The organism is Moritella sp. Urea-trap-13 (genome assembly GCF_002836355.1).
In the GTDB taxonomy this organism is placed as follows: Bacteria; Pseudomonadota; Gammaproteobacteria; order Enterobacterales; family Moritellaceae; genus Moritella.
In genome coordinates this window covers 1-26,625 of record NZ_PJCA01000003.1, presented here as the reverse complement: position 1 = coordinate 26,625, position 26,625 = coordinate 1, and the positions used below count along the sequence as shown (strand labels likewise).

General features: G+C 40.7%; 28 protein-coding genes. 7 read left to right on the top strand and 21 right to left on the bottom strand.

Annotated features, from left to right (window positions below; all coding sequences use genetic code 11):
* Positions 1-8: 8 nt before the first annotated feature.
* The 12 genes from CXF93_RS02640 to gspC form a co-directional block, all read right to left on the bottom strand.
* A complete protein-coding gene (locus tag CXF93_RS02640; RefSeq protein ID WP_101060826.1) occupies positions 9-764 on the bottom strand; it encodes a type II secretion system protein N in 756 nt (251 codons plus the stop codon).
* Complete coding sequence (gene gspM, locus CXF93_RS02635; RefSeq protein WP_101060824.1) at positions 761-1,234, bottom strand: type II secretion system protein GspM; 474 nt, start codon at positions 1,232-1,234, stop codon at positions 761-763. The genes CXF93_RS02640 and gspM overlap by 4 nt, the downstream gene beginning before the upstream one ends.
* Entirely contained in the window at positions 1,231-2,448 is a 1,218-nt protein-coding gene (gspL, locus tag CXF93_RS02630) for a type II secretion system protein GspL (RefSeq protein ID WP_101060822.1), read from the bottom strand. Before gspL ends, gspM begins: the two co-directional genes overlap by 4 nt.
* Positions 2,445-3,419: a type II secretion system minor pseudopilin GspK gene (gene gspK, locus CXF93_RS02625; protein ID WP_101060820.1), complete on the bottom strand. Its 975-nt coding sequence runs from the start codon at positions 3,417-3,419 to the stop codon at positions 2,445-2,447. Before gspK ends, gspL begins: the two co-directional genes overlap by 4 nt.
* A complete protein-coding gene (gspJ, locus tag CXF93_RS02620; protein ID WP_101060818.1) occupies positions 3,419-4,069 on the bottom strand; it encodes a type II secretion system minor pseudopilin GspJ in 651 nt (216 codons plus the stop codon). Before gspJ ends, gspK begins: the two co-directional genes overlap by 1 nt.
* A gap of 1 nt (position 4,070) precedes the next feature.
* On the bottom strand, positions 4,071-4,460 hold the full coding sequence (gene gspI / locus CXF93_RS02615; protein WP_101060816.1) for a type II secretion system minor pseudopilin GspI: 390 nt from the start codon (positions 4,458-4,460) through the stop codon (positions 4,071-4,073).
* Positions 4,460-5,065 carry a type II secretion system minor pseudopilin GspH gene (gene gspH, locus CXF93_RS02610; RefSeq protein ID WP_101060813.1) on the bottom strand — a complete coding sequence of 202 codons (606 nt, stop codon included), beginning with the start codon at positions 5,063-5,065 and terminating at the stop codon, positions 4,460-4,462. The genes gspI and gspH overlap by 1 nt, the downstream gene beginning before the upstream one ends.
* 116 nt (positions 5,066-5,181) lie before the next feature.
* The gene (gene gspG / locus CXF93_RS02605) at positions 5,182-5,616 is read right to left on the bottom strand and encodes a type II secretion system major pseudopilin GspG (RefSeq protein WP_017223627.1); all 435 of its coding nucleotides are present in this window, start codon (positions 5,614-5,616) and stop codon (positions 5,182-5,184) included.
* A gap of 25 nt (positions 5,617-5,641) precedes the next feature.
* A complete protein-coding gene (gene gspF / locus CXF93_RS02600) occupies positions 5,642-6,862 on the bottom strand; it encodes a type II secretion system inner membrane protein GspF (protein ID WP_101060811.1) in 1,221 nt (406 codons plus the stop codon).
* A gap of 2 nt (positions 6,863-6,864) precedes the next feature.
* Positions 6,865-8,364 carry a type II secretion system ATPase GspE gene (gene gspE, locus CXF93_RS02595; RefSeq protein ID WP_101060809.1) on the bottom strand — a complete coding sequence of 500 codons (1,500 nt, stop codon included), beginning with the start codon at positions 8,362-8,364 and terminating at the stop codon, positions 6,865-6,867.
* On the bottom strand, positions 8,365-10,464 hold the full coding sequence (gspD, locus tag CXF93_RS02590; protein ID WP_101060807.1) for a type II secretion system secretin GspD: 2,100 nt from the start codon (positions 10,462-10,464) through the stop codon (positions 8,365-8,367).
* Positions 10,465-10,517: 53 nt separating this feature from the next.
* A complete protein-coding gene (gene gspC / locus CXF93_RS02585; RefSeq protein WP_101060805.1) occupies positions 10,518-11,390 on the bottom strand; it encodes a type II secretion system protein GspC in 873 nt (290 codons plus the stop codon).
* A 420-nt stretch (positions 11,391-11,810) separates the two neighbouring features.
* Here gspC and hslR point away from each other — a divergent pair, with 420 nt between their 5' ends.
* The 5 genes from hslR (at position 11,811) to CXF93_RS02560 (ending at position 17,972) form a co-directional block, all read left to right on the top strand.
* A complete protein-coding gene (hslR, locus tag CXF93_RS02580; RefSeq protein ID WP_198551569.1) occupies positions 11,811-12,212 on the top strand; it encodes a ribosome-associated heat shock protein Hsp15 in 402 nt (133 codons plus the stop codon).
* A gap of 19 nt (positions 12,213-12,231) precedes the next feature.
* Positions 12,232-13,113, top strand: a complete 882-nt coding sequence (gene hslO, locus CXF93_RS02575; protein WP_101060801.1) for an Hsp33 family molecular chaperone HslO — start codon at positions 12,232-12,234, stop codon at positions 13,111-13,113.
* 170 nt (positions 13,114-13,283) lie between these two features.
* The gene (gene pckA, locus CXF93_RS02570) at positions 13,284-14,915 is read left to right on the top strand and encodes a phosphoenolpyruvate carboxykinase (ATP) (protein ID WP_101060799.1); all 1,632 of its coding nucleotides are present in this window, start codon (positions 13,284-13,286) and stop codon (positions 14,913-14,915) included.
* A 182-nt stretch (positions 14,916-15,097) separates the two neighbouring features.
* Positions 15,098-15,583: a transcription elongation factor GreB gene (gene greB / locus CXF93_RS02565; RefSeq protein WP_101060797.1), complete on the top strand. Its 486-nt coding sequence runs from the start codon at positions 15,098-15,100 to the stop codon at positions 15,581-15,583.
* Positions 15,584-15,629: 46 nt separating this feature from the next.
* The gene (locus tag CXF93_RS02560; RefSeq protein ID WP_101060795.1) at positions 15,630-17,972 is read left to right on the top strand and encodes a Tex family protein; all 2,343 of its coding nucleotides are present in this window, start codon (positions 15,630-15,632) and stop codon (positions 17,970-17,972) included.
* A 132-nt stretch (positions 17,973-18,104) separates the two neighbouring features.
* Here the strand turns inward: CXF93_RS02560 and tuf are convergent, their stop codons facing one another.
* The 8 genes from tuf to CXF93_RS02520 all read right to left on the bottom strand — a co-directional run bounded on the left by tuf (position 18,105) and on the right by CXF93_RS02520 (position 24,156).
* Entirely contained in the window at positions 18,105-19,289 is a 1,185-nt protein-coding gene (gene tuf / locus CXF93_RS02555; RefSeq protein WP_101060793.1) for an elongation factor Tu, read from the bottom strand.
* A 64-nt stretch (positions 19,290-19,353) separates the two neighbouring features.
* The gene (fusA, locus tag CXF93_RS02550) at positions 19,354-21,447 is read right to left on the bottom strand and encodes an elongation factor G (RefSeq protein WP_101060792.1); all 2,094 of its coding nucleotides are present in this window, start codon (positions 21,445-21,447) and stop codon (positions 19,354-19,356) included.
* 68 nt (positions 21,448-21,515) lie between these two features.
* On the bottom strand, positions 21,516-21,989 hold the full coding sequence (gene rpsG, locus CXF93_RS02545; protein ID WP_017223615.1) for a 30S ribosomal protein S7: 474 nt from the start codon (positions 21,987-21,989) through the stop codon (positions 21,516-21,518).
* 84 nt (positions 21,990-22,073) lie between these two features.
* The gene (gene rpsL, locus CXF93_RS02540; RefSeq protein ID WP_006033662.1) at positions 22,074-22,448 is read right to left on the bottom strand and encodes a 30S ribosomal protein S12; all 375 of its coding nucleotides are present in this window, start codon (positions 22,446-22,448) and stop codon (positions 22,074-22,076) included.
* A 229-nt stretch (positions 22,449-22,677) separates the two neighbouring features.
* Positions 22,678-22,968 carry a sulfurtransferase complex subunit TusB gene (gene tusB / locus CXF93_RS02535; protein WP_101060842.1) on the bottom strand — a complete coding sequence of 97 codons (291 nt, stop codon included), beginning with the start codon at positions 22,966-22,968 and terminating at the stop codon, positions 22,678-22,680.
* Positions 22,969-22,982: 14 nt separating this feature from the next.
* Positions 22,983-23,339, bottom strand: coding sequence for a sulfurtransferase complex subunit TusC (tusC, locus tag CXF93_RS02530; RefSeq protein WP_101060790.1), 357 nt, complete (start codon positions 23,337-23,339; stop codon positions 22,983-22,985).
* A 22-nt stretch (positions 23,340-23,361) separates the two neighbouring features.
* On the bottom strand, positions 23,362-23,760 hold the full coding sequence (tusD, locus tag CXF93_RS02525) for a sulfurtransferase complex subunit TusD (RefSeq protein WP_101060788.1): 399 nt from the start codon (positions 23,758-23,760) through the stop codon (positions 23,362-23,364).
* Positions 23,761-23,772: 12 nt separating this feature from the next.
* Positions 23,773-24,156 carry a RidA family protein gene (locus tag CXF93_RS02520; protein ID WP_019443181.1) on the bottom strand — a complete coding sequence of 128 codons (384 nt, stop codon included), beginning with the start codon at positions 24,154-24,156 and terminating at the stop codon, positions 23,773-23,775.
* Positions 24,157-24,494: 338 nt separating this feature from the next.
* Between CXF93_RS02520 and pyrB the strand changes: the two genes are divergently transcribed.
* Entirely contained in the window at positions 24,495-25,427 is a 933-nt protein-coding gene (gene pyrB / locus CXF93_RS02515; RefSeq protein WP_101060786.1) for an aspartate carbamoyltransferase, read from the top strand.
* A 3-nt stretch (positions 25,428-25,430) separates the two neighbouring features.
* On the top strand, positions 25,431-25,892 hold the full coding sequence (gene pyrI / locus CXF93_RS02510) for an aspartate carbamoyltransferase regulatory subunit (RefSeq protein WP_101060784.1): 462 nt from the start codon (positions 25,431-25,433) through the stop codon (positions 25,890-25,892).
* Between the two features lie 55 nt (positions 25,893-25,947).
* Here the strand turns inward: pyrI and CXF93_RS02505 are convergent, their stop codons facing one another.
* Positions 25,948-26,508 (bottom strand): DUF1415 domain-containing protein, encoded by a 561-nt coding sequence (locus CXF93_RS02505; protein WP_101060782.1) that lies wholly within the window; start codon positions 26,506-26,508, stop codon positions 25,948-25,950.
* Between the last annotated feature and the right edge of the window lie 117 nt (positions 26,509-26,625).

Here is a 26,625-nt window from a genome sequence, read left to right as displayed (position 1 = left end):
TAACAATGTTATATCCGCCCTACGTAATTAATCTTATATTCGCCTTTGGCATTTTCTTTACCAATATAGCGTAGATTACTGCGTATTGATTCAGGTAATTCATTACTTGGTACCAACACTGCGGATAGGCTGTATTTGCCTTTACTTTCTAACTTGGCGACACCAGATAATTTAAGTTGCTTAGAACCCTGCTTAATATTGGCAACAATGGCACCGTTATCACAGCTCAAATCAGCAACTGCTGAGTCGATTTCAACATTACCTAATAATGATTCAATTGCCGCATTAGACCAACTCAATTGGCCGTTTAGTTGTTCACACCAAGGTTGCCCTTGCTGCAGCTCTGCGATAGTTAATTTAACAATACCCTTTGTAGTCACCGGCAATGGCGCATTGCTTGCGCGAATAAGCCATTCAGAGCTTGCTGACGCGGTAAAGTCTTGAGCATAAGCACCGCTACTTGAATAACCGAGTTCACCACTACCGCGTAAGCTGTTTTTACCGCGGCCGAATTCAATAGAGACTTGTGCTGAGCCGGTCAACAATGCCATAACAGAGGTATCCCAGCGTACATCTTCGACGTCGATATGATTAAACGATATTCGTTTTACTTGACCTTGCCACACTGTACCTTCGACTTGGTTTAGCGCTATGTTAGCGGGAAGATCAATATAAGATAATGCTAATGAAGCTGGCAATGTGCCGACAAGAAACGAGCCATAAGCAGCAGTGACAAAGCCTAACATTAAGAGTTTACTTCTCATGTTCTTTTTCCTAACTGTAAACGACGTACTTTAACCATGCCTTTAGTATCAGAGACACTCAAGTCGATATTTTGGATCTCAATAGCGTATTGTTTATTTAATTTTTCTAACCATGCGGTCAGTTGATTAAAATTGACATCATCAATCCATACTTGCAATGAATCTGCTTTAGCTTGAATACGTGTGATGGCTATTTTATTACTCGCGGCACTGCGACTAACAAGTTGATTCAGATCGCCCGCATCAGCACGATTAACTTGCCCACCCTGTAAGTCGGTGATTTTTTGCCCAAGCACTTTAACATCGGCTAATGTTTGGGTCTGTACGTTAACTTTGCGTTGGGTATTAACAATGTCATTTTGTAACGGTTGCCAAAGTAGCCAATAGCCACCAGCAAGCAGCAAGGTCGCAATTAATATGCTAATAAGTTGCTTTTCTTTTTGCTCTAATTGTTGCCAATGTGCTTTCATCTTTTACCCTTTATATCAAGCGTGCCTTGAACTCGACCATTTTGTTGACTCAAAGTTCCCTGCTCAACGTCAAATTGCGTTGATAGCGAAGATTTTAATTTATCAAATACTTGAAAATCTGTGGCACTTACTTGTAACCGTAATGTCGCTTGCTTGGTATCAAACCGAACCGAAATAGGTTGAATACCTGATAGCTGTTTAAATGTCGGTGTTAGTTGACTCAGCATAACTAAGAAACCAGTGTTATCACCACCGCCACGTAAATCATTTAATCTACTTTGCATTTGTTTTTTTACTAAACGCGTATTCAAACGCATTTTCTTCGGTTTAAACACCGTTTTATAGACTTGTTTAATCTCGCTTTCTAACGCTGATTGTTGTTGTTCTAGTTTATTTAAGGTGACAAATTGATTGGCAAATATCATCACCATAGCCAAGCATGCAGCAATAGCACTACCGCGCCATAATTTTAATGCCACGTTTTTTTCACGTACCACTTTGTACTGGCCTTGCAATAAATTATAACGGCTAGCGATCGCGCCCTCAGCGCATAGCTTCATCGGTAACTCTATATGACCTTGCTGCCAATTATCCAACCCAAGTGCATCGATAGCAGAGTAACTCATCACAGCTGCTGCGCTACTGACGTCCTCCTCCTCGGAAGACTCTGTGGAAGCTAAGACAAACTCTAACAACTCACTTTCAATACATAACCCTTGCGTCGGTGTCTGTCTAATTAACCATTGGCCATCCAATTCGACCGCACTCCAGTGCTCGTCACTGTAGGGTAAAGTTAAAGCATCGGGAATATATTGTTCACATACTAACTCTGCATCTGCTAACCAAGATTGCCAAAGCTGCATTTTTTCATGGGCAATAACCGCAACGGAAACTGTATTTGCAAGCTTGTCTAATATCGAAAAGTGTAGCTTATCAATATCACTACTCAATTCTTGTTCTAGCATATAAGGCAAGGCATTAAGTAATTGTTTGTTACTGCGCCCAGGTAGTTCTACATCTTTAAAGGTGATATCACAACTTGGTATTAAGGTGATAATTGGTCGGCCACCAGCGCGCGATTTAAGTTCAACAAGGTCTTCTGCACAAGCCAAAATACCCGATGCAATGATCTCGCGTTCTACTGTTGACCACACTAACCAATGTATTGCTTGTCGACTTTCACTACCAAGTCTAACTACTAATTGCTCACTCATTGAGCTCCTCCGAATTGTCGACGTATAACATAAACATTATCTTTGCTTTCAGCGTTAAAAAGTGACTCTAGCTTCATCGTGGCACTGCCAAATTCAGCCTGTAACAGGGCGACGAAATAGCTACTTTTCACATCAAAGCTACTCTTCTCTACGGCGCTCATTTCAATACCTTTTAAGGAAGCTAACGACAAAAAATCGACGATAGTCGCCCAACCACTTGTTGGTCGTTGTTCCAAAATAGTTTTAGCAAGGTCTAACGATAGCTTGCCTGAAAACATACCTGCTAATACCTCTGGTTTATCCAGAGCAATGGTATTAACGTTAATCTTTAATGTCGCGGTAGGTAACGCACAAAGATAAGGGCGAACCTTACGGTAAATAGGCTGATTAAAACCTTTGATTGCCCTTAATTCACTGACATTTAATAATCGCTGGTTGCCCGCTTGATAAGGGTAATCAAGCGACTCATAATAAGCGTCTTCCACACCATAGCTCGATACAACATTGCTATCTTCATCAATCCAGTCACGTAATGCATCACTCAACTGCTCTGCTTCATAGGCATCTAATTCAAGCTGTTCTAATAGATTTCTAAATTGGCGTACTGCTAATGGAGCTTCACCGTCTTTGTCTTCACCTGCTACTGCATTGACATTAAAGCAGGCTTGCATATCCAAAACCTGACCGCCAATCTGGCCATTCTCAACTGGATATACCATGCCTTCTGTTGCCCAATATTGATCTAAGTTGATGGTGTCGTCATCTTTTAATGCTTGTTTTAAGCCTTTCTCAACCAAGGCTTCTGCACCATAGGCGTACCATAATGCTTGCTGATGCGTGATGATGTTACTAGTACGGCGCAACTCTAGCTGTAATCGCGACGACATATTACCCGCAATTATCACCATGACTGCAAGGATGAGCAACACGGTCAGCAACGCAATACCATGCTGTTTAGACGCACTTCTCATTAGCTTTGTTCCTCAGCGCTGCTATTATCACTATCTATCTTAGCCTTAGGTAATAAAAATATACGCTGGATCTCACCAAAACGCTTTAATGTCAGTGTTACTCTGACGCCATCAGGTAAGGCTTTTTTATTACTCCAAGTATCTACCCATTTTTTATCTTGATAAAATTCAAATATCATTGATTCGACATTTTCTAAAATTAGCTTGGTCTTCGGCTCTTCACCGCTAGCAGGGTCTAAGTAGACATAACTTAATCGCTCTAAATGCGCATCTTTAACTCGGTATATGACCCGCTGTAATGAGGAGCGTGGTAGCTGTGATAATGGATTGCGCCAACCGCTGCGTGTAAAAGCAATACCATCGTCATCACTATCAAACATAAACTTTCCAGCTTGTAATGGCATTGCAGTCAGTTCGTCATCACTGCGATTATTACGGGCATTCATTTGTTGAAAGTCACGCTCGACAATAACCATCGCCCGTTGCAGTTGCTTTAGACTATCACCGCGCTCTCTCGATACTTCATCACTGCGTAATACACCTTGTAGCACTTGATAAGCACCTAAGCTGAGCAAAGCAAAAATAGCAATGGCGATCATCATTTCGATCAACGTAAAACCACGTTGATGCATTGTAGGCTGTCGGTTCATCTTAGCGCACCACATAGGTAAATAAGTGACTAACTCTTGATTCATATTTATTATCTGTTGCCACTTCTACAGTTACCCCAACAAAATCACTACTGTCTGTGGCTTCTGCTTTATAACGCCAATACCAGGTTCGCCCAGCCAGTTCAGATTCACCTTTGCGCCATGATTTACCCGGGATTGTGTTCGCCAGTTTTAATTCTGTTAACGTATTAGATGCCACCCAGTTAGCAAACGTTTTCTCTTCCAAATAAGCTAAGCTGCTTAAATTCTCTGTCGCGACTTTCATTACCGCCAGCCCCGCGGTGGCAAATATCGACATCGCAACCATGACTTCGAGTAACGTCATACCCGCTTGTTTAAATAATAGGGTATTGCCTATACTTGGTTTCATCACAACCCATCCACCATCGAATTAATGATTAAGTCACCGTATTCATCAAATTGAACCTTAATACTGCTATCGCCAAGATCGGCATCCATGTAAGTAAAGGTTAAGGTAAAGTCCGAGATCTCACCACTGGAATAAATAAAGATATCCGGTTCGATGCGGATTGCTTTTTCATCACCTTCAAACAAACCGCCTTTATCTTCAAATAAACCGTCGTCATCAGCGAACAATTTACGGCTGCCTAGAAAGCTACCCTCAGCTTTTAATCCTGCGAGTTCAAAAGACAACACAATGTCTTCTTCAAGTGTTTTTTTGGCAAATACTTTCGAATCTGTAAACGCAGTCCACCTATCGTTATCATCTAAATAAACAAATTGATATTCTTGCTCTGCAATCACCAACCCCATTTCAATACTACTAAGTAGCGCTTCTTCTTCCGCTAATTCTAATACGCCAACAAAACGCGCGGCTTCTTTTTTGAGTTGTCTATCAGGACCCGCGGTGCTCATGGTCATCACCACACCTGTAACCATCATGCCCATTAAGAATATAACTAACATTATTTCTAATAGTGTAAAGCCAGCTTCTTGATGAGTACGATCTTGCATTATATTCCTTGGGGTATTATTGAAATGGATGGAGAAAAATAGCGACTAATATTAGACATGTTCAAGGTAAATAGAGAAAGGCACAGTCATTATACTGCGCCTTAATCCATCATTAATTACTTGTCATGCATGTTCCAGTTACCGATATCGTCATCAGAACCTTCTTCAGCATCTAAACCGATAGAATAAATATCAACTTGACCATTCTCACCTGGGCTGACTAATAAATATTCATTACCCCAAGGGTCTTGCGGTAAACGTTTGATATAACCACCGTTACGGTAATCTCTTGGCTCAGGGTCTACATCCGGCATTTCAACTAATGCATCTAAACCTTGCTCTGTCGTTGGGTAGCGACTGTTATCCAGCTTGTACATATCCATCGCATTTTCCAGTGCCACAATATCTGATACTACTTTTTGGCGATCGGCTTTTTCTTTATTGCCTAATAAATTAGGGATAACCATTGATGCAAGTACCCCTAAGATCACAATAACGACCATGATCTCTAACAGGGTAAAACCTGATACATTCCGTTTCTTGTTATTCATAACATCCTCTACTTTAAATAAAAATCTAACCTGCAACCATCTGGTTTAAAGACAAAATTGGCTGAAGAATTGCCATCACAATAAATAATACAACAAACGACATACTCACCACCAGCAAGGGTTGAAAAATGCCTAACGCCATTGCGACTTGCGCTTCAAATTGCGAGTCTTGGTTATCCGCAGCACGCTCTAACATGGGACCGAGTTCACCACTTTGTTCGCCACTGGCGATCATATGTAACATCATTGGCGGAAATAACTTAGTTTCCGTTAATGAGGCTCTTAAGCTAGTCCCTTCACGAACGCGACTCGTCGCCCCCTCAACTAATCGACGCGCATGCATATTAGTTAAGACTTGCCCTGCAATCGACATACTCTCAAGTAAGGGCACCGCACTGGCATTTAAAATACTTAACGTACGAGCAAAACGTGCGGTATTAATACCGCGGCTTATCTTACCAATGACAGGTATTTTTAATAATCGTTCATCAAAGACTAAACGGTTAGCGGGTTTTAACAATAACCGTTTCACTACGATTATCAGCAATACAATCGCAACCACAAGATACAAACCATAATTACTGACAAAATCAGAAAGCCCGATCAGTATTTGGGTGATTTGCGGTAACTCTTGTCCCATGTGCTCAAATTGACCTACGACTTTAGGCACTACACTGGTTAACAATAATGACACCACCCCAATAGCTACCAGCGTTAACATCACCGGATAGATCATTGCCTGGGTCAGTTGACTGGACATTTTTTGACGTTGCTCGGTATAGTCAGCTAAACGATTAAGTACTTTATCCAAATGTCCCGATTTTTCACCCGACGCAACCATCGCGCAATACAAATGATCGAACGCATGGGGAAATTCAGCGAAACTTTCCGCTAAGGTATGACCTTCAACAACACGACTGCGCACCGCTAAGATCATATTTTGAATACGCGGTAATTCACTTTGCTCAGCAACCGCTTTTAAAGATTCTTCCAGCGGCAGTGATGCCGCAATCAATGTCGATAATTGCCGTGTTAACAACGCCATATCAGCGGTACTAATACCCCGTTTAAACGTAAATACTCCTGAGGCTTTTTTCTGTTCTGCTTCTGCAGACATTTCTACTTCAAGTGGCGTTAAGCCTTTTTCTCGTAATAAGTTACGTGCTTGCTTGGGTCCGTCAGCTTCTAAAACGCCCTTTTTCTTTTTGCCTTTTTTATCCATCGCTAAATAAGAAAATGCTGGCATGGTTATCCCTCTCTTGTAACACGAAGTACTTCTTCTAAGGTGGTGACACCTGCAAGTACTTTAGCGATACCATCTTGACGGATACTAGGCGTGAATGGGCGTATATGACGTTCAACAATCTGCTCGCCCGCACCACTATGGATCATGTCACGGACATCTTCATCAACGATTAACAATTCATGAATACCGGTTCGACCTCGATAACCCGTGTTGTTACATTTATCACAACCTTTGGAATGATAAATAACACTCACATTGGCAACACGGTTTGATGCTAATTGCTCAAGTTCACGCTCAGTCGGCGCGGCACTCTCGCGACAATCAGCACAAAGCGTTCGCACTAACCGTTGTGCCAGCACCCCAAGTACACTGGAAGATAATAAGAACGGTTCCAAGCCCATATCACGCAAACGCGTAACAGCACCCACCGCCGTATTGGTATGCAAGGTCGACAATACTAAGTGACCGGTTAAACTGGCTTGAACGGCTATTTGAGCAGTCTCTAAATCACGTACTTCACCAATCATCACCACATCGGGATCTTGGCGCAAGATGGCACGTAAACCACGTGAGAAGGTCATATCCACTTTTGGGTTCACTTGCGTTTGACCAATACCATCAAGTTGATACTCAACCGGATCTTCAACCGTTAAAATATTACGGTCTTTACTGTTAATATCCGATAACGCGGCATACAGCGTGGTACTTTTACCTGAACCAGTTGGCCCAGTAACAAGAATAATACCGTGCGGTTTATGAATAAGTTCAGACATTTTATTGCGATTATCTAACGTCATCCCTAAGTGTACTAATTCTAACTTGGCGTTATTTTTATCCAGTAAGCGCATTACCACTCGCTCACCAAAACTTGACGGTAAGGTCGATACACGTACGTCAACGCCACGACCACCAATACGTAATGAAATACGACCATCTTGGGGAATACGTTTCTCCGCAATGTCCATTTTTGACATCACTTTGATACGCGATATTAATAATGAGGCTAATTGACGATTCGGTTTTAAGATCTCCCTTAATACCCCATCAATACGGAAGCGGATCACTAATGCACGTTCGAATGTTTCCACATGAATATCGGAAGCCCCTTCTTTAATCGCTTCACTGAGCATCGCATTAATCAATTTAATGATTGGTGCATCATCATCAGATTCTAATAAGTCTTCTTCGGTAGGTAGCTCTTCAGCTAAGGTAAAGAAATCAACTTCGTTACCAATATCTTGCATTAACTGCCGCGCTTCTGAAGAATCACGCTGAAACACCTGAGTCAGCTTTAACTCAAATGCTTCATCATCTAGCAACACTAATCGAAAAGCTTGACCAAGATTGCGTCGCACTTCCAATACCGTCGCCGGTGAAACATCAGCTTTATGATATAACACCCAAGCATCATCAATTTCACTTAATACCACGCCAAATTTTTTCGCAAACGAAAAAGGCAAGCGTTCACTTTCACTTACCTCTTCATAGTCCAGAGAACTCATCTATTGCGCCTCGCTTTTTGATGAGTCAGTTTCTGTCATATCAGGTTTAGTCGTCACATCATATTCAACAGTCTGGTTATCTTGTTCTTCAAGGTACTTTTGCAGTGCAGGTGAAATAACCCGTTCTTGATTAAATTTAGGTAACACGGGAACATTGGTATTTGGCATTAACGCCACACCGTCTTCTTGCTGTAATAATTGATGCGCACGCATTAAACTATATTTACGGTTACTCACGCCTCTGATCGAGGCGTTATCACGAATAATAGTCGGTTTAATAAACACCATTAAATTACGTTTTCTAGTACTTGATGAGGTTGATTTGAATAAGTTACCAATCCAAGGAATATCACCTAACCAAGGTACCTTAGAAACACTTTCAGTCACTTGCTCATCCAATAAACCACCAATCACAATCGTTTGGCCACTGTCCGCTAAAATAGTGGTATTCACTTGGCGTTTGGCAAATGTCACATCCACAGATGTAGAGCCCAATACTTGAGACACTTCTTGTTCGATGGTTAGCTGAACCGCATCGCCTTCATTGATTTGTGGGGTGACTTTTAACTTAATGCCCACTTCCTGACGTTCGACGGTTTGGAAAGGATTATCATTACCTGAGCTGGCAGAAGACCCGGTAATAACCGGTACTTCCTCACCGACAATAAATGACGCTTCTTGGTTATCCAGTGTCATAATACTTGGTGTTGCTAAGATGTTTGACTGAGTATCATTGGCTGCAGCTTGAATGATCGCGCCAAAACTACCAGCGCTATTCATCACGCCCATAGCAAGGCCGTTGATACCGCTCAATGCTGAAGCTAGCGTAGATACATCTCCAGATGTTTTAGACGTCGTCGTGTATGGTTTGCCGTTGGAATCTGTACCTGTTGTCGTCGTCTCTTTATCCTGTGCATCATAAATACCCGCACCAATAGTCGTTAACGGTACTTGAGTACCGTTATTGTATTGGGTACCACCAGCTTCTGAGATCCACTGAATACCAAAGTTAACCCCATCACCTTCTGACAGTTCAACAATAATGGCTTCAACTAATACTTGAGCACGACGAATATCAAGTTGGTTAATCACTTGCTCAAGTGTACGCATGACATCAGGTTGGGCAGTGATAACTAACGCATTAGTATCTTCATGTGGTTCGATACTCAGGTTTGATTTTGAACTCGACTTAGACTTCGATGTACCTGCCTGTCCACCATCAATGGAACCACCAACACCTTTTAATACTTCCGACACTTCTTTAGCATTGGCATATTTTAAGTAAATAACCCGAGTATTACCGGTGCTTTCTAACTCACTGTCAAGCTGTTGAATTAAGGTTGCAACACGCTGACGAGCTTTTGGATCACCGCTGATAACAACCGAATTGGTGCGATCATCTGCAACCACTTTCGGCTGTAAAATACTAGGGATTTTTGATTTACCATCACCTTTAGTGAGGCTATCAATAATACGCACCATTTCACTTGCAGAGGCGTATTTAAGATGAATAATATCAACTTCTTGATCACCCGCTTTATCCACACGACGGACAATTTCAACTAAGCGATTAACCACGGCGGCACGGCCAGTCAACATCAATACATTCGACGGTTCATAATGCACAACATTACCACCGCCAGCATTATCATTTAATTGACGCAACAAAGGGGAAAGTTCACGTACCGACACATTACGCACGGGCACAACACGGGTAACCATCTCGTCACCCTGACCCGGATTTTTATCATCGACAACGGGAATACTTGATGTTTTTGCTACTTTGCTTTTAATGACCTTCAGCACGCCGTTGTCCATCTTCACAACTGCATAGCCGTATACATCTAACACATTAAGAAAAAACTGATAATACTGTTCTTCATTAAGGAGATCGTAGCTGCGTACATTGACCTTACCACGCACACTCGGATCAATTATCACTGTTTTATTTAAATTTTTACCGACTACATTAATAAACTCATTAATATCGGTTCCTTTAAAGCTCGCAGAATAGTCGGCAGCCACGGCCACACCACTCAAACTCAGCAATATCCCTGAGGCTAAGCTTGTTAATTTTTTTCCAACGTTATTAAGGTTCATCTTTATCCTTAGCTACCTAACTTTACGACCTACTATGTGTGTCGCTTAAATGACTACTCTGGCACACTCAAATAAATACTGTGTAGTTGTCCATCACGTTCAACAGTAAGTGACATATCCGTCAAATATTTCAGTTGTTTGGCAACTTCCATTGCTTGTCGAGTATCGGTTAAATCAAATCCGTTTAACGATACGGCGAGATCATTGGGCTTTAAACCAACTTCTTTAAATAATTCACGGTTTTTACCCGGATTAACTCGGTAACCCGCCAGCTTGCCATCTTTCCGAACTGGAGAAATACGCACATAATCAGTAATAGATGCTGGATTTTTTAATAAATCTTTACGTAAATCAGATAGGCCTGTCGGTACTTTCTCCGCACGCTGTTCTCGCGATGAACGTTGACTACTTTCACGCGTGAACTCTTCACCATCTAACATCAAGGTTTCTAAATTAGCTTGATATTCAATAATAATACGATCGGTAAACACCTGCTTTAATACCGCATTGGTTGAGCTAATTTCATCATCAATCGCATACGTTTCTTGCTTGCCTTTGTATTCAATAATCGCTAATGCAAGACTTGGCTCACTACTTGCGACAAGACCGGCTAACGTTAAGCTCAAACGCGTTTTTGGTGCATCTATATTGTCAACGACAATGGGTGTTGATGTTTCGGTCTGTTGTTTACCAAATAGATGCAAGTTGCGAAGCGTATTTAAGTCATAACTTTTGATTTGATTACTACCTGCACTTAACTCTGGTTGCCAAGAGCTAGCAACATTTACTGAAGTCGGCCATAGCTGCCAAGTTAACAACGCAGATTGATAGCAAAATACCGCCAGTAGTAAATAACAACACCCGGTCGCTATTTGTTTTTGTGGTAATTTAATTAAAAGCTGCTTAAGAGCATCTAAATTGTCCATTTTGGTATTACCCTAATACAGCATTATTTTCAAAATAAGGTTCGTCTAACAAAGTTTGCAGTTTATCCGATAGATGTCGTAAATTAACCGAGTAATAGTAGCCTTCCGACTTGTCCCATACAAGCTTGTATAGCACAAAACTAATAAAATCAGTCGAATAATAACAATGGTTTAATACTTTAAAGCATTGTTACTCTAGATCCACGGCTATCATTCAAGGATATATGAATTTTGCTTATTCGCCACACTGATATAACAACACTTACAAATGAAACAACAATGAAAGAAATGTGAAATATACCAGCTACTTTAGTTAATAAAATGTGTATCGCACATAAATAAAAGACTCTCTTAGTGCTTTGTTTATCTGTTACAATCAAGCTGATTAGAACGTTTATTTGGAATGTGGTTGCATTTATTATGTCAAAAAATACCAAACCAGATAGTAGTGATGTACGTTTCGATAAATGGTTGTGGGCAGCTCGGTTTTATAAAACCCGCGCCATCGCCAGAGATATGATCCAGAGTGGCAAGATTCGCTACAATGATCAACGCGCAAAACCCAGTAAAACCGTTGAGTTGGGTGCAACAATAAAAATAAGACAAGGCTTTGATGAAAAGGAAGTGATCGTAAAGCAGCTTTCCGCACAAAGGAGAGGGGCACCAGAAGCGGCAACTTTGTATGAAGAAACACCAACCAGTGTTGAAAAGCGTGCACAAAATGATGTCGCGCGTAAACTGAATACATTGCATAGCCCTCGCCCTGATAAACGTCCCGACAAAAAACAACGTCGTGAGATATTGCGGATAAAAAATCATTAACTTTAACATCGAGAATATTATGAGCCAGAAAGATTTATTACACCGTTACCTATTTGAAGATCATCAAGTTCGAGGTGAAATTGTACAACTTGAACAAAGCTTTATTGATATCTTAGAAAAACTAAACTACCCAAGACCAGTTCAACGCCTACTTGGTGAGTTACAAGTCGCAACAAGTCTATTGACCGCGACATTGAAATTTAAAGGCTCGATTACTGTCCAGTTACAAGGTGATGGTCCGGTAACACTTGCGGTGATTAATGGTAACGAAAAGCTTGAACTACGCGGTGTGGCTCGCTGGAACGGTTCAGTACCAGACACTAACAATGTAAAAGAACTTATCGGTAAAGGTGTGATGGTCATTACTATTTCACCAGACAAAGGCGAACGTTATCAAGGTATCGTTGATCTTGGCGGTGAAACGTTACAAGAATGTCTAGAGCAATACTTTGAACAGTCTGAGCAGTTAACAACACGCCTGTGGTTCCGTACGGGTAAAGTTGGCCATAGAAAACACGCGGCTGGCATGATGATACAAAAATTACCCGCATCAGACGACAAGAAAAGTTCTCACGAAGATTTTGAACACCTAGCAGCGTTAACAGCAACAATTAAAGATGACGAATTATTTAATCTTGATGCTGAAGATGTATTAGTACGACTTTATCACCAAGAAAAAGTACGTTTATTCGAGCCACAAACAGTATCATTTAAATGTGGTTGTTCACACGAACGTAGCGCAGTAGCATTACTCAGTGTAGCAAAAGAAGAGTTACTCGATATTATTGCTGAGAAAGGCCAAATAGAGATGCACTGCGATTATTGCGGTTCACTTTATGCCTTTAATGCGGGAGATGTCGAAGACATACACTCTCCACAAATCGGCAATCCAGTACATTAAGCAAGATGTGAATAAGAGTGTAGCAAATACACCACAACACATCGTTTAACAGTACGATATTTAATAATAAGGGTGCCGTTAGGGCACCTATTAATACTAAATAAAATTTAAAACCCAACTTAATTTAATCTGAAACAATAAATTAAACTCTGTACCCCCAGGAGATACCAATGACAGACGTAAATAATAATAATACAGTTATTGGCGCCACTATCGATCTATCGGTATATGGCATCAAGGATGTTGAAGAAATCGTATATAACCCTTCTTATGAGCTACTTTTTGCAGAAGAAACAAAAGCGAGTCTCGAAGGTTATGAAAAAGGTACTGTAACTGAATCAGGTGCTGTTGCTGTTGATACCGGTATTTTCACTGGTCGTTCACCAAAAGATAAATACATTGTTCGTGACGATACGACACGCGATACAGTGTGGTGGTCTGATCAAGGCAAAAATGATAACAAAGCGATCTCTCAAGACGTATGGAGTGACCTGAAAACGCTGGTAACACAACAACTATCAACAAAACGCTTATTCGTGGTTGATACTTATTGTGGTGCCAATGCCAATACCCGTCTTAAAGTTCGTTTCATCACTGAAGTTGCATGGCAAGCGCATTTCGTTAAGAACATGTTCATCCGTCCTAGCGAAGCAGATTTAGCAACTTACGAACCAGATTTCGTGGTAATGAATGGCGCTAAATGCACAAACCCTGATTGGGAAAAGCATGGCCTAAATTCTGAAAACTTTGTTGCTTTCAATTTAACAGAAAAAATTCAACTTATTGGTGGTACTTGGTACGGCGGCGAAATGAAAAAAGGTATGTTCTCTTACATGAACTACTTATTGCCACTGCAAGGTATTGCATCAATGCATTGTTCAGCAAACGTCAGTTCTGAAGGTGAAACAGCGATCTTCTTTGGTCTTTCAGGTACCGGGAAAACCACGTTATCTACCGATCCAAAACGTCAACTAATCGGTGATGATGAACATGGCTGGGATGATGATGGCGTATTCAACTTTGAAGGCGGCTGTTACGCAAAAACAATTAAGTTAAGCGCTGAAGCAGAACCTGAAATTTTCGGCGCGATTCGTCGTGACGCATTACTTGAAAACGTAACCGTGCTTGACGGTGGCGTTGTTGATTATGACGATGGTTCAAAAACAGAAAATACCCGTGTATCTTACCCTATTGAGCATATTGAAAATATCGTTAAACCGATCTCAAAAGGCGGCCACGCGAATAAAGTTATTTTCTTAAGTGCAGATGCATTTGGGGTTTTACCTCCGGTATCTAAACTAACGCCAGAACAAACTAAATATCACTTCCTATCAGGCTTTACGGCTAAATTAGCCGGTACTGAACGTGGTATTACTGAACCAACACCAACATTCTCAGCATGTTTCGGCGCGGCGTTCCTATCGCTTCACCCAACAAAATATGGTCAAGAGTTAGTGAAACGTATGGAAGCATCTGGTGCCCAAGCTTACTTAGTTAATACCGGTTGGAATGGCACAGGTAAACGTATCTCAATTAAAGATACCCGTGCAATTATCGATGCCATTCTTGATGGTTCAATTGAAAAAGTGGAAAGTAAAACTATCCCTTACTTCAATTTAGAAGTACCAACCACATTACCAGGTTGTGATACTAAGATACTTGACCCACGCGATACATATGAAGATACAAATGTATGGGAAGAGAAAGCGGTTGACCTTGCTAAACGTTTCGTGAACAACTTCGAGAAGTTCACCGACAACGAAGAAGGTAAAGCACTGCTTGCAGCAGGACCACAGCTATAAACTTGATTTAAATTAGCACTTACTCATTATTTAGATAAGTCATTAAAATTTAGATAAGTATTCAAAATGCCAGGTTCGAGTTATCGATCTGGCATTTTTTATACCTGCTATAACGAAAATGAGCTATTCAGTGACGCTATTGCTATAATTTCCTCTCAATATCATTTAACAAGGTCATCGCATTGGCTATATCCAACTTAATCACCCGAGTCGGCTGGGAAACTTTAGATAAACGCCTTAAATATCTCTGGAAAGAAGAAAGACCGAGAGTCACAAAAGTTGTGTCTTGGGCGGCTTCTTTAGGGGATCGCAGTGAGAATGCAGACTACAAAGAGAATAAGCACCTACTGCGTAGCATCGACCGTGAGATCCGCTTTTTAGTGAAACGTCTCGAAGTATTAGAGATCGTGGATTATCACCCGCAACAAGATGGCGCTGTATATTTTGGAGCTTATGTTGAATTAGAAGATGATGACGGCTGCGTGATCCAGTGCCGTATTGTAGGTCGTGACGAATTAGATCCACTGCGTAACTTTGTGACCGTTGACTCTCCGATGGCAAAAGCGCTCATTGGTAAGCAGGTTGATGACGAAGCAAAAGTTAACACTCCTTCAGGCAAGAAAACCTGGTATATCAATAAAATCCAATACTCTCCATTTACAGAGTAATCATTCGTTTAGCCTGTTCCAAATATATTCATTTCAAGGACCCAAGATGTCTAAATTAGCTAATATTATTGCTCAAGAAATTAATGCGCATGTCCGCCAAGTTAACGCAGCAATCACTTTACTTGATGAAGGATCTACAGTGCCTTTTATCGCCCGTTACCGAAAAGAAGTCACCGAAGGCTTAGATGATGGCCAACTAAGAACACTAGAGCAACGCCTTACTTATTTACGTGAATTAGAAGTACGCCGTGACACAATTTTAAAAAATATCACCGAACAAGGTAAGTTAACCCCACAGTTAACAGCCGCTATCAATATAGCAGAGACTAAAACACGTTTAGAAGACCTCTATTTACCCTTTAAAACCAAGCGTCGTACCAAAGGCCAAATAGCCATTGAGGCTGGGTTAGCACCGTTAGCAGAATCCCTATTAGCAAATCCTCACCAGCACCCGTTGCAACTGGCAAAACAATTTATTACATCAGAGCATAGTGTTTCCGAACCAGGACAAGCATTGGAAGGTGCTAAATTTATCCTGATGGAAAAAGCCAGCGTCGATGCAGAACTCATTGCTAAAGTACGTAGACAACTACTTGCCCATGCGACGCTGGAATCAAAACAAAACAAGAAATCAGCCACTGAAGACAGTAAATTTAAAGACTACTTTAGTCATAGTGAGGGCATAAGCAAAGTTCCCTCGCACCGCATGTTAGCCATGTTACGCGGTAAAAATGCTGGTGAATTACAGATCACTTTAAATGCAGACCCAGACTTTACCGACAAAAACGCCACCAGTTATTGCGAAGTCATTATCGCAAAACACCTCGGGATTCATTACCAAAATAAACCTGCGGATGAATGGTTAAAATCAATAGTACACAGCAGTTGGAAACAAAAGTTACTCAGTCAATTAGAAACCGAATTAATTGGTAAAATGAAAGAGTCGGCTGAAGTTGAAGCCATTAAAGTATTTGCGGCCAACCTGACGGCATTACTCATGGCATCGCCAGCAGGACCGAAAGTGACCTTGGGTTTAGATCCTGGTCTACGTACTGGTTCTAAAATTGCCGTTGTCGATGCAACAGGTAAATTACTTGACCACACCACCATTTATCCACACGTACCGCAACAACAATGGCAACAGTCATTATCGACATTAGCGGCATTATGCAAGCGCCATAATGTCGAACTCATTAGTATCGGTAATGGTACCGCATCACGAGAAACAGACAAACTGGTTGCCGAATTAATCAAAGCTAAACCTGAACTTAAATTACAAAAAATAATGGTCAGCGAAGCTGGGGCCTCCGTGTACTCAGCATCAGAACTGGCTGCTAATGAATTTCCACAACTGGATGTCTCCATCCGTGGTGCAGTATCAATTGCACGCCGTTTACAAGATCCACTTGCGGAGCTCGTTAAGATTGATCCTAAAGCGATTGGTGTCGGTCAATATCAGCATGATGTAAACCAGAGTTTACTAGCCAAACAACTGGATACTGTGATTGAAGATTGTGTAAATAAAGTCGGTGTTGATTTAAACATGGCTTCAGCACATTTACTCTCACGAGTTGCTGGTCTCAATGCCACCATCGCTAATAACATTGTAAAATATCGCGATGAAAACGGTGCTTTCAATAAACGCAGTGAATTAAAAAAAGTCGCTAGATTAGGCCCTAAAGCCTTTGAGCAATGCGCAGGTTTCTTACGTATCAATAATGGTAAGGAAGCTTTGGATGCTTCAGGTGTACATCCAGAGTCATATTCTGTGGTAAAACAGATAACAATGAACACTGGCCATAAAGTTGAATCCTTAATTGGTAATAAAACACTACTTCATACACTAAACCCAAGTGACTATACCAATGCCAAATTTGGTTTACCAACGGTGACCGATATTATTGCTGAACTTGATAAACCCGGCCGCGATCCACGTCCAGAATTTAAAACTGCGACATTCAAAGACGGCGTAGAAAATATCACAGATCTCAAAGTTGAGATGATACTTGAAGGGGTGGTGAGTAATGTCACTAACTTCGGTGCGTTTGTTGATATTGGCGTTCATCAAGATGGACTTGTGCATATATCTGCATTAGCGGAGGGTTTTGTTAAAGATCCAAATGCTGTGGTTAAAGCAGGTCAAATCGTAAGAGTAAAGGTCACCGACGTGGATCTTGCCAGAAAGCGGATTGCACTGACCATGCGGTTAAATGATGAAATATCTGTAACCAGTGATCATACCTCAATCAAAAATAAAGCCTCACTTGAGAGCAGTCATAAACCAGTTAAGCAATCACAAGTTAACAGACAAAGTACAACAGAAGAGAGAAGTTCAGGTTTTAGTAACAGTGTATTTGCTGACGCCTTTACAAATGCTAAGAAACGTTAATAATTGAACATAAAAAGTAAATAAGCGGTGGCGGACGTTATTCGTCACCTCTTTTAATTTGATGCATAAATTATAGATGAAAAAAAAGGCCGCCTGAGCGACCTTTCTATATATTGTTTAAACTAATCGAAATTAAGCGATTACTTTAGAAACAACACCAGCACCAACAGTACGGCCACCTTCACGGATAGCGAAGCGTAGACCTTCTTCCATCGCGATTGGGTTGATTAGCTCAACAACAAACTTAAGGTTGTCACCAGGCATAACCATTTCAACACCTTCTGGAAGCTCTACAGCACCAGTGATGTCAGTTGTACGGAAGTAGAACTGTGGACGGTAACCTTTAAAGAAAGGAGTGTGACGACCACCCTCTTCTTTTGAAAGTACGTATACTTCAGATTCAAACTTAGTATGTGGAGTGATTGAACCAGGCTTAGCTAGTACTTGACCACGTTCAACGTCTTCACGTTTAGTACCACGTAGAAGTGCACCAATGTTCTCACCAGCACGACCTTCGTCAAGCAGTTTACGGAACATTTCAACACCAGTACAAGTAGTCGTAACAGTATCACGGATACCAACGATTTCTACTGAATCACCGATGTTAACGATACCTTGCTCAACACGACCAGTTACAACAGTACCACGGCCAGAGATTGAGAATACGTCTTCGATAGGCATAATGAAAGGCATATCGATAGCACGTTCTGGATCAGGGATATATGAATCTAGTGCTTCAGCTAGTTCAAGGATCTTGTCTTCGTACTCTTTAACGCCTTCAAGTGCTTTAAGAGCAGAACCCTGGATAACTGGTAGGTCATCACCTGGGAAATCATATTCAGAAAGAAGTTCACGAACTTCCATTTCTACTAATTCAAGTAGTTCTTCATCATCAACCATATCACATTTGTTCATGAATACGATGATGTAAGGAACGCCAACTTGACGAGAAAGTAGGATGTGCTCACGTGTTTGTGGCATAGGGCCATCAGTAGCAGCAACAACTAAGATAGCGCCGTCCATTTGAGCAGCACCAGTGATCATGTTTTTAACATAATCCGCGTGTCCTGGGCAATCTACGTGTGCGTAGTGACGGTTAGGTGTATCATATTCAACGTGTGAAGTGTTGATCGTGATACCACGTTCTCTTTCTTCAGGAGCGTTATCGATTGATGCGAAATCTTTAGCTTCACCACCGTATACTTTTGCAAGTACGTTTGTGATTGCTGCTGTTAGAGTTGTTTTACCATGGTCAACGTGACCAATTGTACCTACGTTTACGTGGGTATTACTACGTACAAATTTTTCTTTAGACACGACGTGTACCTTCTTATTATCAGTTAAGCCTCTATCTTATGATAAAGACTACCAAAGTTAAACTTTATTTCGCTTCAATAATTTTGTCAGCGATGTTTTTTGGAGCTTCGTTATACTCAAGGAATTGCATTGAGTATGAAGCGCGGCCCTGAGTAGCTGAACGTAGAGCGGTTGCATAACCGAACATTTCAGACAAAGGAACCTTAGCATGAATAATTTTAAGACCAGCGTGGCCATCATCCATACCTTCGATCATGCCGCGACGACGGCTTACGTCACCAACAACATCACCCATCCACTCCTCGGGAGTGGTAATTTCTACTTTCATCATCGGCTCAAGCAAGGCAGGATTTGCATCCAAAGCTCCTTGTCTGAAACCAAATGAAGCCGCGACCTTGAATGCCATTTCATTGGAATCAACATCGTGGAATGAACCACCATAGAGTGTAACACGAACATCCATTATAGGGTATCCTGCTAGCACACCTTGGTCCATCTGATCTTTACAACCTTTTTCTACCGCTGGGATGAATTCACTAGGAACCTCACCATCAACGATTTCATTCACAAATTCATAACCAGCACCCGCTTCAAGCGGCTCTAGTTTCAGCAGAACATGGCCATATTGACCTTTCCCGCCTAATTCACGAATGAATTTACCTTCTGCTTTAACTGAATCACGAATTGATTCACGATATGAAACCTGAGGCTTACCAACGTTGCATTCAACGTTAAACTCACGACGCATACGGTCAACAATAATGTCCAGATGAAGTTCACCCATACCAGATATCAGTGTTTGCGCTGACTCTTCGTCAGTTTCAACACGGAACGATGGATCTTCAGCGGCTAATTTACTTAGCGCGATAGCCATCTTATCTTGATCGGCTACTGTTCTAGGCTCTACTGCAATTTGGATAACCGGTTCCGGAAAGTCCATACGCTCAAGAATAACTTTATGATTAATATCACAAAGTGTGTCACCAGTAGTGACATCCTTAAGACCAATCGCAGCAGCAATATCACCGGCACGGATCTCTTTCAATTCTTGACGATCATTCGCATGCATTTGCACGATACGACCTAAACGTTCACGTTTCTGTTTAACAGAATTATAAACGCTGTCACCAGTATTAACCACACCTGAGTATACTCGCATAAATGTGAGCGTACCAACAAATGGGTCAGTGGCAATCTTAAAGGCTAATGCAGCAAATGGAGCATCGTCATCTGATGGACAAGTAACTTCATTCTCGTCAACATCAATACCATTGATATCTTTCACTTCCGTTGGGCTAGGAAGAAATTCAACAACTGCGTCAAGTACCGCTTGTACACCTTTATTTTTAAAGGCAGAACCACAAGTCGCAAGTACGATCTCGTTGTTCAGCGTACGTTGACGTAAACCAGCTTTAATCTCTTCTTCAGATAATTCACCTTCTTCAAGGTATTTATCCATAAGCTCATCGTTAGCTTCAGCGGCAGCATCAACTAATTCTTCATGTAATTCTTCTGCACGCTCAAGTAGATCTGCAGGAATATCGCCATAACTAAATGACATCCCTTGATCTGCTTCATTCCAGCTAATTGATTTCATTTTAATTAAATCAATTACGCCTTCAAACTCTTCTTCCGCACCAATATTTAACTGGATAGGAACACAAGTTGCGCCCAAACGATTACGAATTTGGTCAATTACAGCTTCAAAATCTGCACCTGTGCGATCCATCTTATTAACGAATACAACACGTGGTACTTTATATTTATCAGCTTGACGCCAAACCGTTTCAGATTGTGGTTCAACACCTGATGCACCACAAAAAACGACAACTGCGCCATCAAGCACTCGTAAAGAACGTTCTACTTCAATCGTGAAGTCAACGTGTCCAGGAGTATCGATGATGTTGATACGGTGCTGCTTAAATTGCGCATCCATACCTTTCCACATTGCTGTTGTCGCAGCAGAAGTAATGGTAATACCACGCTCCTGCTCCTGTTCCATCCAATCCATAGTGGCTGCGCCATCATGAACTTCACCAATCTTATGTGAAAGACCAGTATAGAATAGAACACGTTCTGTAGTTGTAGTTTTACCCGCATCAACGTGAGCAACAATACCAATATTACGGTAGAGCTCGATCGGAGTTGTACGTGCCACAATAAATCCCTTACTAGGAAACCTAGACAGAAAGTAGTTGACGCAGATTTAAAATCTGCGTCAAAAAATTACCAGCGATAGTGAGCAAAAGCTTTATTCGCGTCAGCCATACGGTGAACGTCTTCACGTTTCTTAACCGCAGAACCTTTGTTTTCAGCAGCGTCGAATAGCTCTCCAGCTAGACGAGCAGCCATTGATTTTTCACCACGTTTACGTGCTGCTTCAACTAACCAGCGCATAGCTAGTGCATTACGACGAGAAGGACGAACTTCTACAGGCACTTGGTAAGTTGAACCACCAACACGGCGAGATTTAACCTCAACCGATGGACGAACATTGTCTAAAGCGATTTCGAAAAGCTCTAGGTGTGTTTTATCTTCACTTTTAGTAGAGATAGTTTCTAGCGCACCATATACGATCGCTTCTGAAGTAGATTTTTTACCGTCTACCATTACGATGTTGATGAATTTTGCTAGGATTTCTGATCCGAATTTTGGATCTGCTAAAATTTCTCTTTTAGCTACGACGCGACGTCTTGGCATCTCTTATTCCTCGTTGTGCTTCAGGTATTACCCAAAACTAATAAATAGTTAACAGTTTGCTTGGCCTTACTAAACGAAGAATTATTAATTCTTAGGGCGTTTAGTACCGTATTTAGAACGACCTTTACGGCGATCACTAACACCAGCTGTATCTAACGCACCACGAACTGTATGGTAACGAACACCCGGTAAATCTTTAACACGACCACCACGGATTAAGATAACGCTATGCTCTTGAAGGTTATGACCTTCACCGCCGATGTATGAAGTTACTTCATAACCGTTAGTTAGACGAACACGAGCTACTTTACGTAAAGCCGAGTTAGGTTTTTTAGGAGTAGTAGTGTATACGCGAGTACAAACACCACGACGTTGTGGACAAGCTTCAAGAGCAGGAACGTTAGTTTTTGTAACGTTTCTTACGCGAGGCTTGCGTACTAATTGGTTAGTAGTTGCCATTTAAAATAGCTCCGTTGAGTTTTTTACGTGTGAAAAATCATCCCTAATATAGGGACGCAGAATTTTAGTCATTGCGCCTTTAGCTGTCAAGCATAACAACAGTATTATTGAAAATAAATCAGTTTATTAACCAATAAATCGCAAATAAAGCGCATTTACAACACTACGAGGTAAAAATCACCCATAGTTTATAGTGTCACAATGAAAAATTCGTATAGATCAGACTTCATTAATTCCAAGTCTGAATTTGCAAATGCGCCACGGTAAGATTAACGAATTCAGGATAACTAACTTGCCGCCCTACAATACAGCTTAACCCACGCGCATTCAGATCCTCAGCCAAAGTGTAAACACTTAACTCCGGCATTAGATCTTGAAGTATTTTAGCATATTTATGCTGTGATGCCGTAATGACGACGGCATCTTGAATAAAGATAACCGCATCGCCATCATTGAAATAGGCGATACTGTCAATAAATGTGTGTTTTGAGAACGGCGATGACTTAATAATATGAAGCATAATTTTATCACCAATCAAAAATTTAAAATAATAGCATGCTGACGTATATGCTGATTAATTTCAGGTTGCGATAAATGCTGCGCATCGATAATCAGTTCTGCATCACCAATACCACGCTCTAAGAGCGAGTCTGCGCACACATAAATATTTTCAATGTCATATAGTTCAAACATACCAAATGTAGGCGCAAAGTCACGACAAGCGATATCCTGAGGCTTTTGATTAGCCATTAATTGATAAACACCATCACCAATAAAAAACACACTTAACTCCTCCGTTAATGCCGAAGTAGCAAGAATTGCATCTTGTGTTTCCCTCGCAAGGCTAGTCCCATGCGGAACTTGACGAGTAACGAATGCGGCTCTCAACATTTTTTCAACCAAATATAAATAATTAAAACTGAATAACCCGATCTGCAGTAACAATCGACGCTGCGAGTTGACCGAGTCCCGTTAATTGAAATGGTGACTCAAGATTAAACTGGCTCTTGCCAATCCGATCCGCTTCGTGTTGATCAATAACACCACGCCTCAATGCGGCACCTGAGCATATATCTAAAGGAAATAGATGTTCACGAGCTAACACTAACCAGGCGTTATATAAATCAAATTCATCAGCAGCTGGTGACGTAAGGCTAGAACCATTAAGCACCCCATCATTATAAAAAAATACCCGTTGGATAGTATGACCTAACGCAACCGCAGATTTCACATAATGATAGGCGCTTAAAGCGTCTTGGCTCCCATATGCAGGACCTGTAACAAGCACCGCAATAGTGACAGATTTAGACATAAATAAACCTAATTAAAGTGTGTAAGCGATAGCTTCAACTTCAACTAACACATCTTTAGGTAACCGCGCTACTTCAACACATGAACGCGCAGGTGCATTTTCTGGGAAATAACGAGCATATACTTCATTGAACGTAACAAAATCATTCATATCACTTAGGAAGCATGTTGTTTTGATTACTGTATCTGCACTTGCATTAGCCGCTTTAAGTACTGCCATTAGATTTTCCATGACTAATTCAGCTTGCTCTTTAACGCCACCTTCAACAATTTCCATTGTCTCTGGTACTAATGGGATCTGTCCTGAAGTAAAAACCATGTTACCAAGTTGGTTAGCTTGTGAGTACGGACCAATTGCAGCAGGTGCATTCGTTGTAGAAATGATTTTTTTGCTCATTATAAGTTCCATAATTTTATCAAAGCTCCCATATTCAGAGCGACTATATTCCACTATCTAGCTGCATTATATTTAATAACATGCACAATAAGCAAATTTAGAGCAACGATTAGTTTAAACTTTATAGATTTTTTTACATGAAATTAATTTGATTAGTGCTTTCTGTGGTTTTTAATTTAGGCTAAAATTGCTAATTGTGTTTAGCGGGCAAGATAATTATTACATGTTCATATTATTAGATCATATAACTATCCCTCTATCCATTCAAATTTGTAAGGCCTCATAACTATTTATATGAGGCTTTTTTTTAGGATAATTCTGATCATCAGGGCACAAAAATGGTAAATCCGTTATTTAGAAAGCATATAGTATCTATCAATGATATCTCACGTAATGAGCTAGAACTTATTGTTAAAACTGCGGCAAAACTAAAAAAACAGCCACAGCCCGAACTTTTAAAGCACAAAGTTATTGCAAGCTGTTTCTTTGAAGCATCGACGCGTACACGATTATCTTTCGAAACTGCAATTCAGCGATTAGGCGGCACCGTTATTGGTTTCGATAATGCGGGCAATACCTCACTTGCTAAGAAAGGTGAAACACTTGCAGATTCCATTAGTGTGATCTCCAGCTATGCTGATGCATTTGTGATGCGTCATCCTCAAGAAGGCGCGGCAAGATTAGCATCAGAATTTTCTAATGTACCTGTTATTAACGGTGGTGATGGTTCAAATCAGCACCCAACCCAAACTTTATTAGATCTATTTTCGATCTACGAAACACAAGGCCGTTTAGATAATTTAAACATCGCGTTTGTAGGGGATTTAAAATACGGTCGAACAGTACACTCTTTAGCCCAAGCGTTAGCTAAGTTCGATGGTTGTAAATTCCATTTCATTTCACCAGATGCGTTAGCAATGCCTGAATATATTTGCGATGAACTTGACGAACAAAATGTCAGTTATGCCACTTATTCATCAATAGAAGAAGTTGTTCCAGAGATTGATGTCCTGTACATGACTCGCGTCCAAAAAGAACGTTTTGATGAAACCGAATATCAACACATGAAAGCTGGTTTTATCTTATCAGCAAGTTCCTTAGAACACGCAAGACCAAACCTTAAAGTTTTACACCCATTACCACGTGTAGATGAGATCACGATTGATGTAGATAAAACACCTTATGCTTATTATTTCCAACAAGCTGAAAATGGTGTCTATGCACGCGAAGCATTACTTGCATTAGTTTTAAATGAAACAATCGGAGAGTAATAAATGAAAAACAATCATATGCAAGTAGAGGCTATTTGTAATGGCTATGTCATTGATCATATACCATCTGGACAAGGTGTTAAGATCTTAAAACTATTCAGCCTCACCGATACAAAACAGCGTGTAACAGTTGGCTTTAACTTACCGACAAATAATGGTGATGCAAAAGATCTGATCAAAGTTGAAAACACTGAGATAACCAAATCACAAGCGAACCAATTAGCCTTACTGGCACCAAATGCGACGATCAATATAATTGAAAACTTCAAAGTAACGGATAAGCATGCTTTAACGTTACCAAGTGAAGTTGAAAATGTATTCCCATGCCCTAATTCGAATTGTATTACGCATGGAGAGCCTGTGACCTCTTGTTTCTCAATCAAGAAAACAAAAGGTAATATAGGTTTAAAATGTAAATACTGTGAGAAAACATTCTCAAAAGACATCATTACCGAACAAGTCTAGTGTAAGCGAGCGATAGAGAGGTAATGTTTTACTCTCTATCGACACACCTATAGAATTACTTATCTTCGACGTTAAAACACGCGTCTAGTTCAGCTTTTATTTCAGCAAACCCCTTCGCCCTTAAAAGCTCAATATTACGCTCAGGTATCTCTTCTGGATTTGGGAACACCCTTAAAACACGAGCCATCTCATCTTCGCGAATAATATGCAGTATTGGGTATGGAGAACGATTGGTAAAGTTAGCTGCATCTTGCAGTGTTGCATCATCAAAACGATACTTAGGATGCATATGCGCTAATTGATAAATTCCTTCATAATCCTGCATTTCTAATAAATCATTGGCATAATCAATTAAATCGAGAAAGTCATCGAAGCTAGCACTAAGCTTAGGCATCACAACCAGTGTTGTTGCAATATCTGCATTTGTGTCTAAACGTATAAACTCTGCGTTAACATGCTCTAATAACTCGGTTAAATCACCAGTATCAAGAACAGCACAATGAATAGTTTTCCGCTCTAACTCTTTTTTAGCAAACGGGCAAATATTGTATTTCACAATAATATCTTTCACCCATTTTAGTGTCTGTAATTTAATTATTTCATGGTTATCAGTCATGCTAGGATCCTAAACATTCGAATTTGACGAGTTAACCACAGAATACAGTGATTAAGATTAGATGATGAGAGTATATTAAATAAACTTGAGCTTAACGATTAATTATTTACAGATATA

Excerpts from the sequence above, each read along its gene's own strand:
- pckA (WP_101060799.1), top strand. The coding sequence starts at position 13,284 with ATGACAGACGTAAATAATAATAATACAGTTATTGGCGCCACTATCGAT.
- tusD (WP_101060788.1), bottom strand. The coding sequence starts at position 23,760 with ATGTCTAAATCTGTCACTATTGCGGTGCTTGTTACAGGTCCTGCATAT.
- pyrB (WP_101060786.1), top strand. The coding sequence starts at position 24,495 with ATGGTAAATCCGTTATTTAGAAAGCATATAGTATCTATCAATGATATC.
- gspI (WP_101060816.1), bottom strand. The coding sequence starts at position 4,460 with ATGAAACCAAGTATAGGCAATACCCTATTATTTAAACAAGCGGGTATG.
- gspF (WP_101060811.1), bottom strand. The coding sequence starts at position 6,862 with ATGCCAGCATTTTCTTATTTAGCGATGGATAAAAAAGGCAAAAAGAAA.
- tusB (WP_101060842.1), bottom strand. The coding sequence starts at position 22,968 with ATGCTTCATATTATTAAGTCATCGCCGTTCTCAAAACACACATTTATT.
- rpsG (WP_017223615.1), bottom strand. The coding sequence starts at position 21,989 with ATGCCAAGACGTCGCGTCGTAGCTAAAAGAGAAATTTTAGCAGATCCA.
- CXF93_RS02640 (WP_101060826.1), bottom strand. The coding sequence starts at position 764 with ATGAGAAGTAAACTCTTAATGTTAGGCTTTGTCACTGCTGCTTATGGC.
- gspM (WP_101060824.1), bottom strand. The coding sequence starts at position 1,234 with ATGAAAGCACATTGGCAACAATTAGAGCAAAAAGAAAAGCAACTTATT.
- gspC (WP_101060805.1), bottom strand. The coding sequence starts at position 11,390 with ATGGACAATTTAGATGCTCTTAAGCAGCTTTTAATTAAATTACCACAA.
- pyrI (WP_101060784.1), top strand. The coding sequence starts at position 25,431 with ATGAAAAACAATCATATGCAAGTAGAGGCTATTTGTAATGGCTATGTC.
- gspJ (WP_101060818.1), bottom strand. The coding sequence starts at position 4,069 with ATGAACCGACAGCCTACAATGCATCAACGTGGTTTTACGTTGATCGAA.
- hslO (WP_101060801.1), top strand. The coding sequence starts at position 12,232 with ATGAGCCAGAAAGATTTATTACACCGTTACCTATTTGAAGATCATCAA.
- gspD (WP_101060807.1), bottom strand. The coding sequence starts at position 10,464 with ATGAACCTTAATAACGTTGGAAAAAAATTAACAAGCTTAGCCTCAGGG.
- CXF93_RS02520 (WP_019443181.1), bottom strand. The coding sequence starts at position 24,156 with ATGAGCAAAAAAATCATTTCTACAACGAATGCACCTGCTGCAATTGGT.
- CXF93_RS02560 (WP_101060795.1), top strand. The coding sequence starts at position 15,630 with ATGTCTAAATTAGCTAATATTATTGCTCAAGAAATTAATGCGCATGTC.
- gspG (WP_017223627.1), bottom strand. The coding sequence starts at position 5,616 with ATGAATAACAAGAAACGGAATGTATCAGGTTTTACCCTGTTAGAGATC.
- rpsL (WP_006033662.1), bottom strand. The coding sequence starts at position 22,448 with ATGGCAACTACTAACCAATTAGTACGCAAGCCTCGCGTAAGAAACGTT.
- tusC (WP_101060790.1), bottom strand. The coding sequence starts at position 23,339 with ATGTTGAGAGCCGCATTCGTTACTCGTCAAGTTCCGCATGGGACTAGC.
- CXF93_RS02505 (WP_101060782.1), bottom strand. The coding sequence starts at position 26,508 with ATGACTGATAACCATGAAATAATTAAATTACAGACACTAAAATGGGTG.
- hslR (WP_198551569.1), top strand. The coding sequence starts at position 11,811 with ATGTCAAAAAATACCAAACCAGATAGTAGTGATGTACGTTTCGATAAA.
- gspK (WP_101060820.1), bottom strand. The coding sequence starts at position 3,419 with ATGAGAAGTGCGTCTAAACAGCATGGTATTGCGTTGCTGACCGTGTTG.
- gspH (WP_101060813.1), bottom strand. The coding sequence starts at position 5,065 with ATGCAAGATCGTACTCATCAAGAAGCTGGCTTTACACTATTAGAAATA.
- gspL (WP_101060822.1), bottom strand. The coding sequence starts at position 2,448 with ATGAGTGAGCAATTAGTAGTTAGACTTGGTAGTGAAAGTCGACAAGCA.
- gspE (WP_101060809.1), bottom strand. The coding sequence starts at position 8,364 with ATGAGTTCTCTGGACTATGAAGAGGTAAGTGAAAGTGAACGCTTGCCT.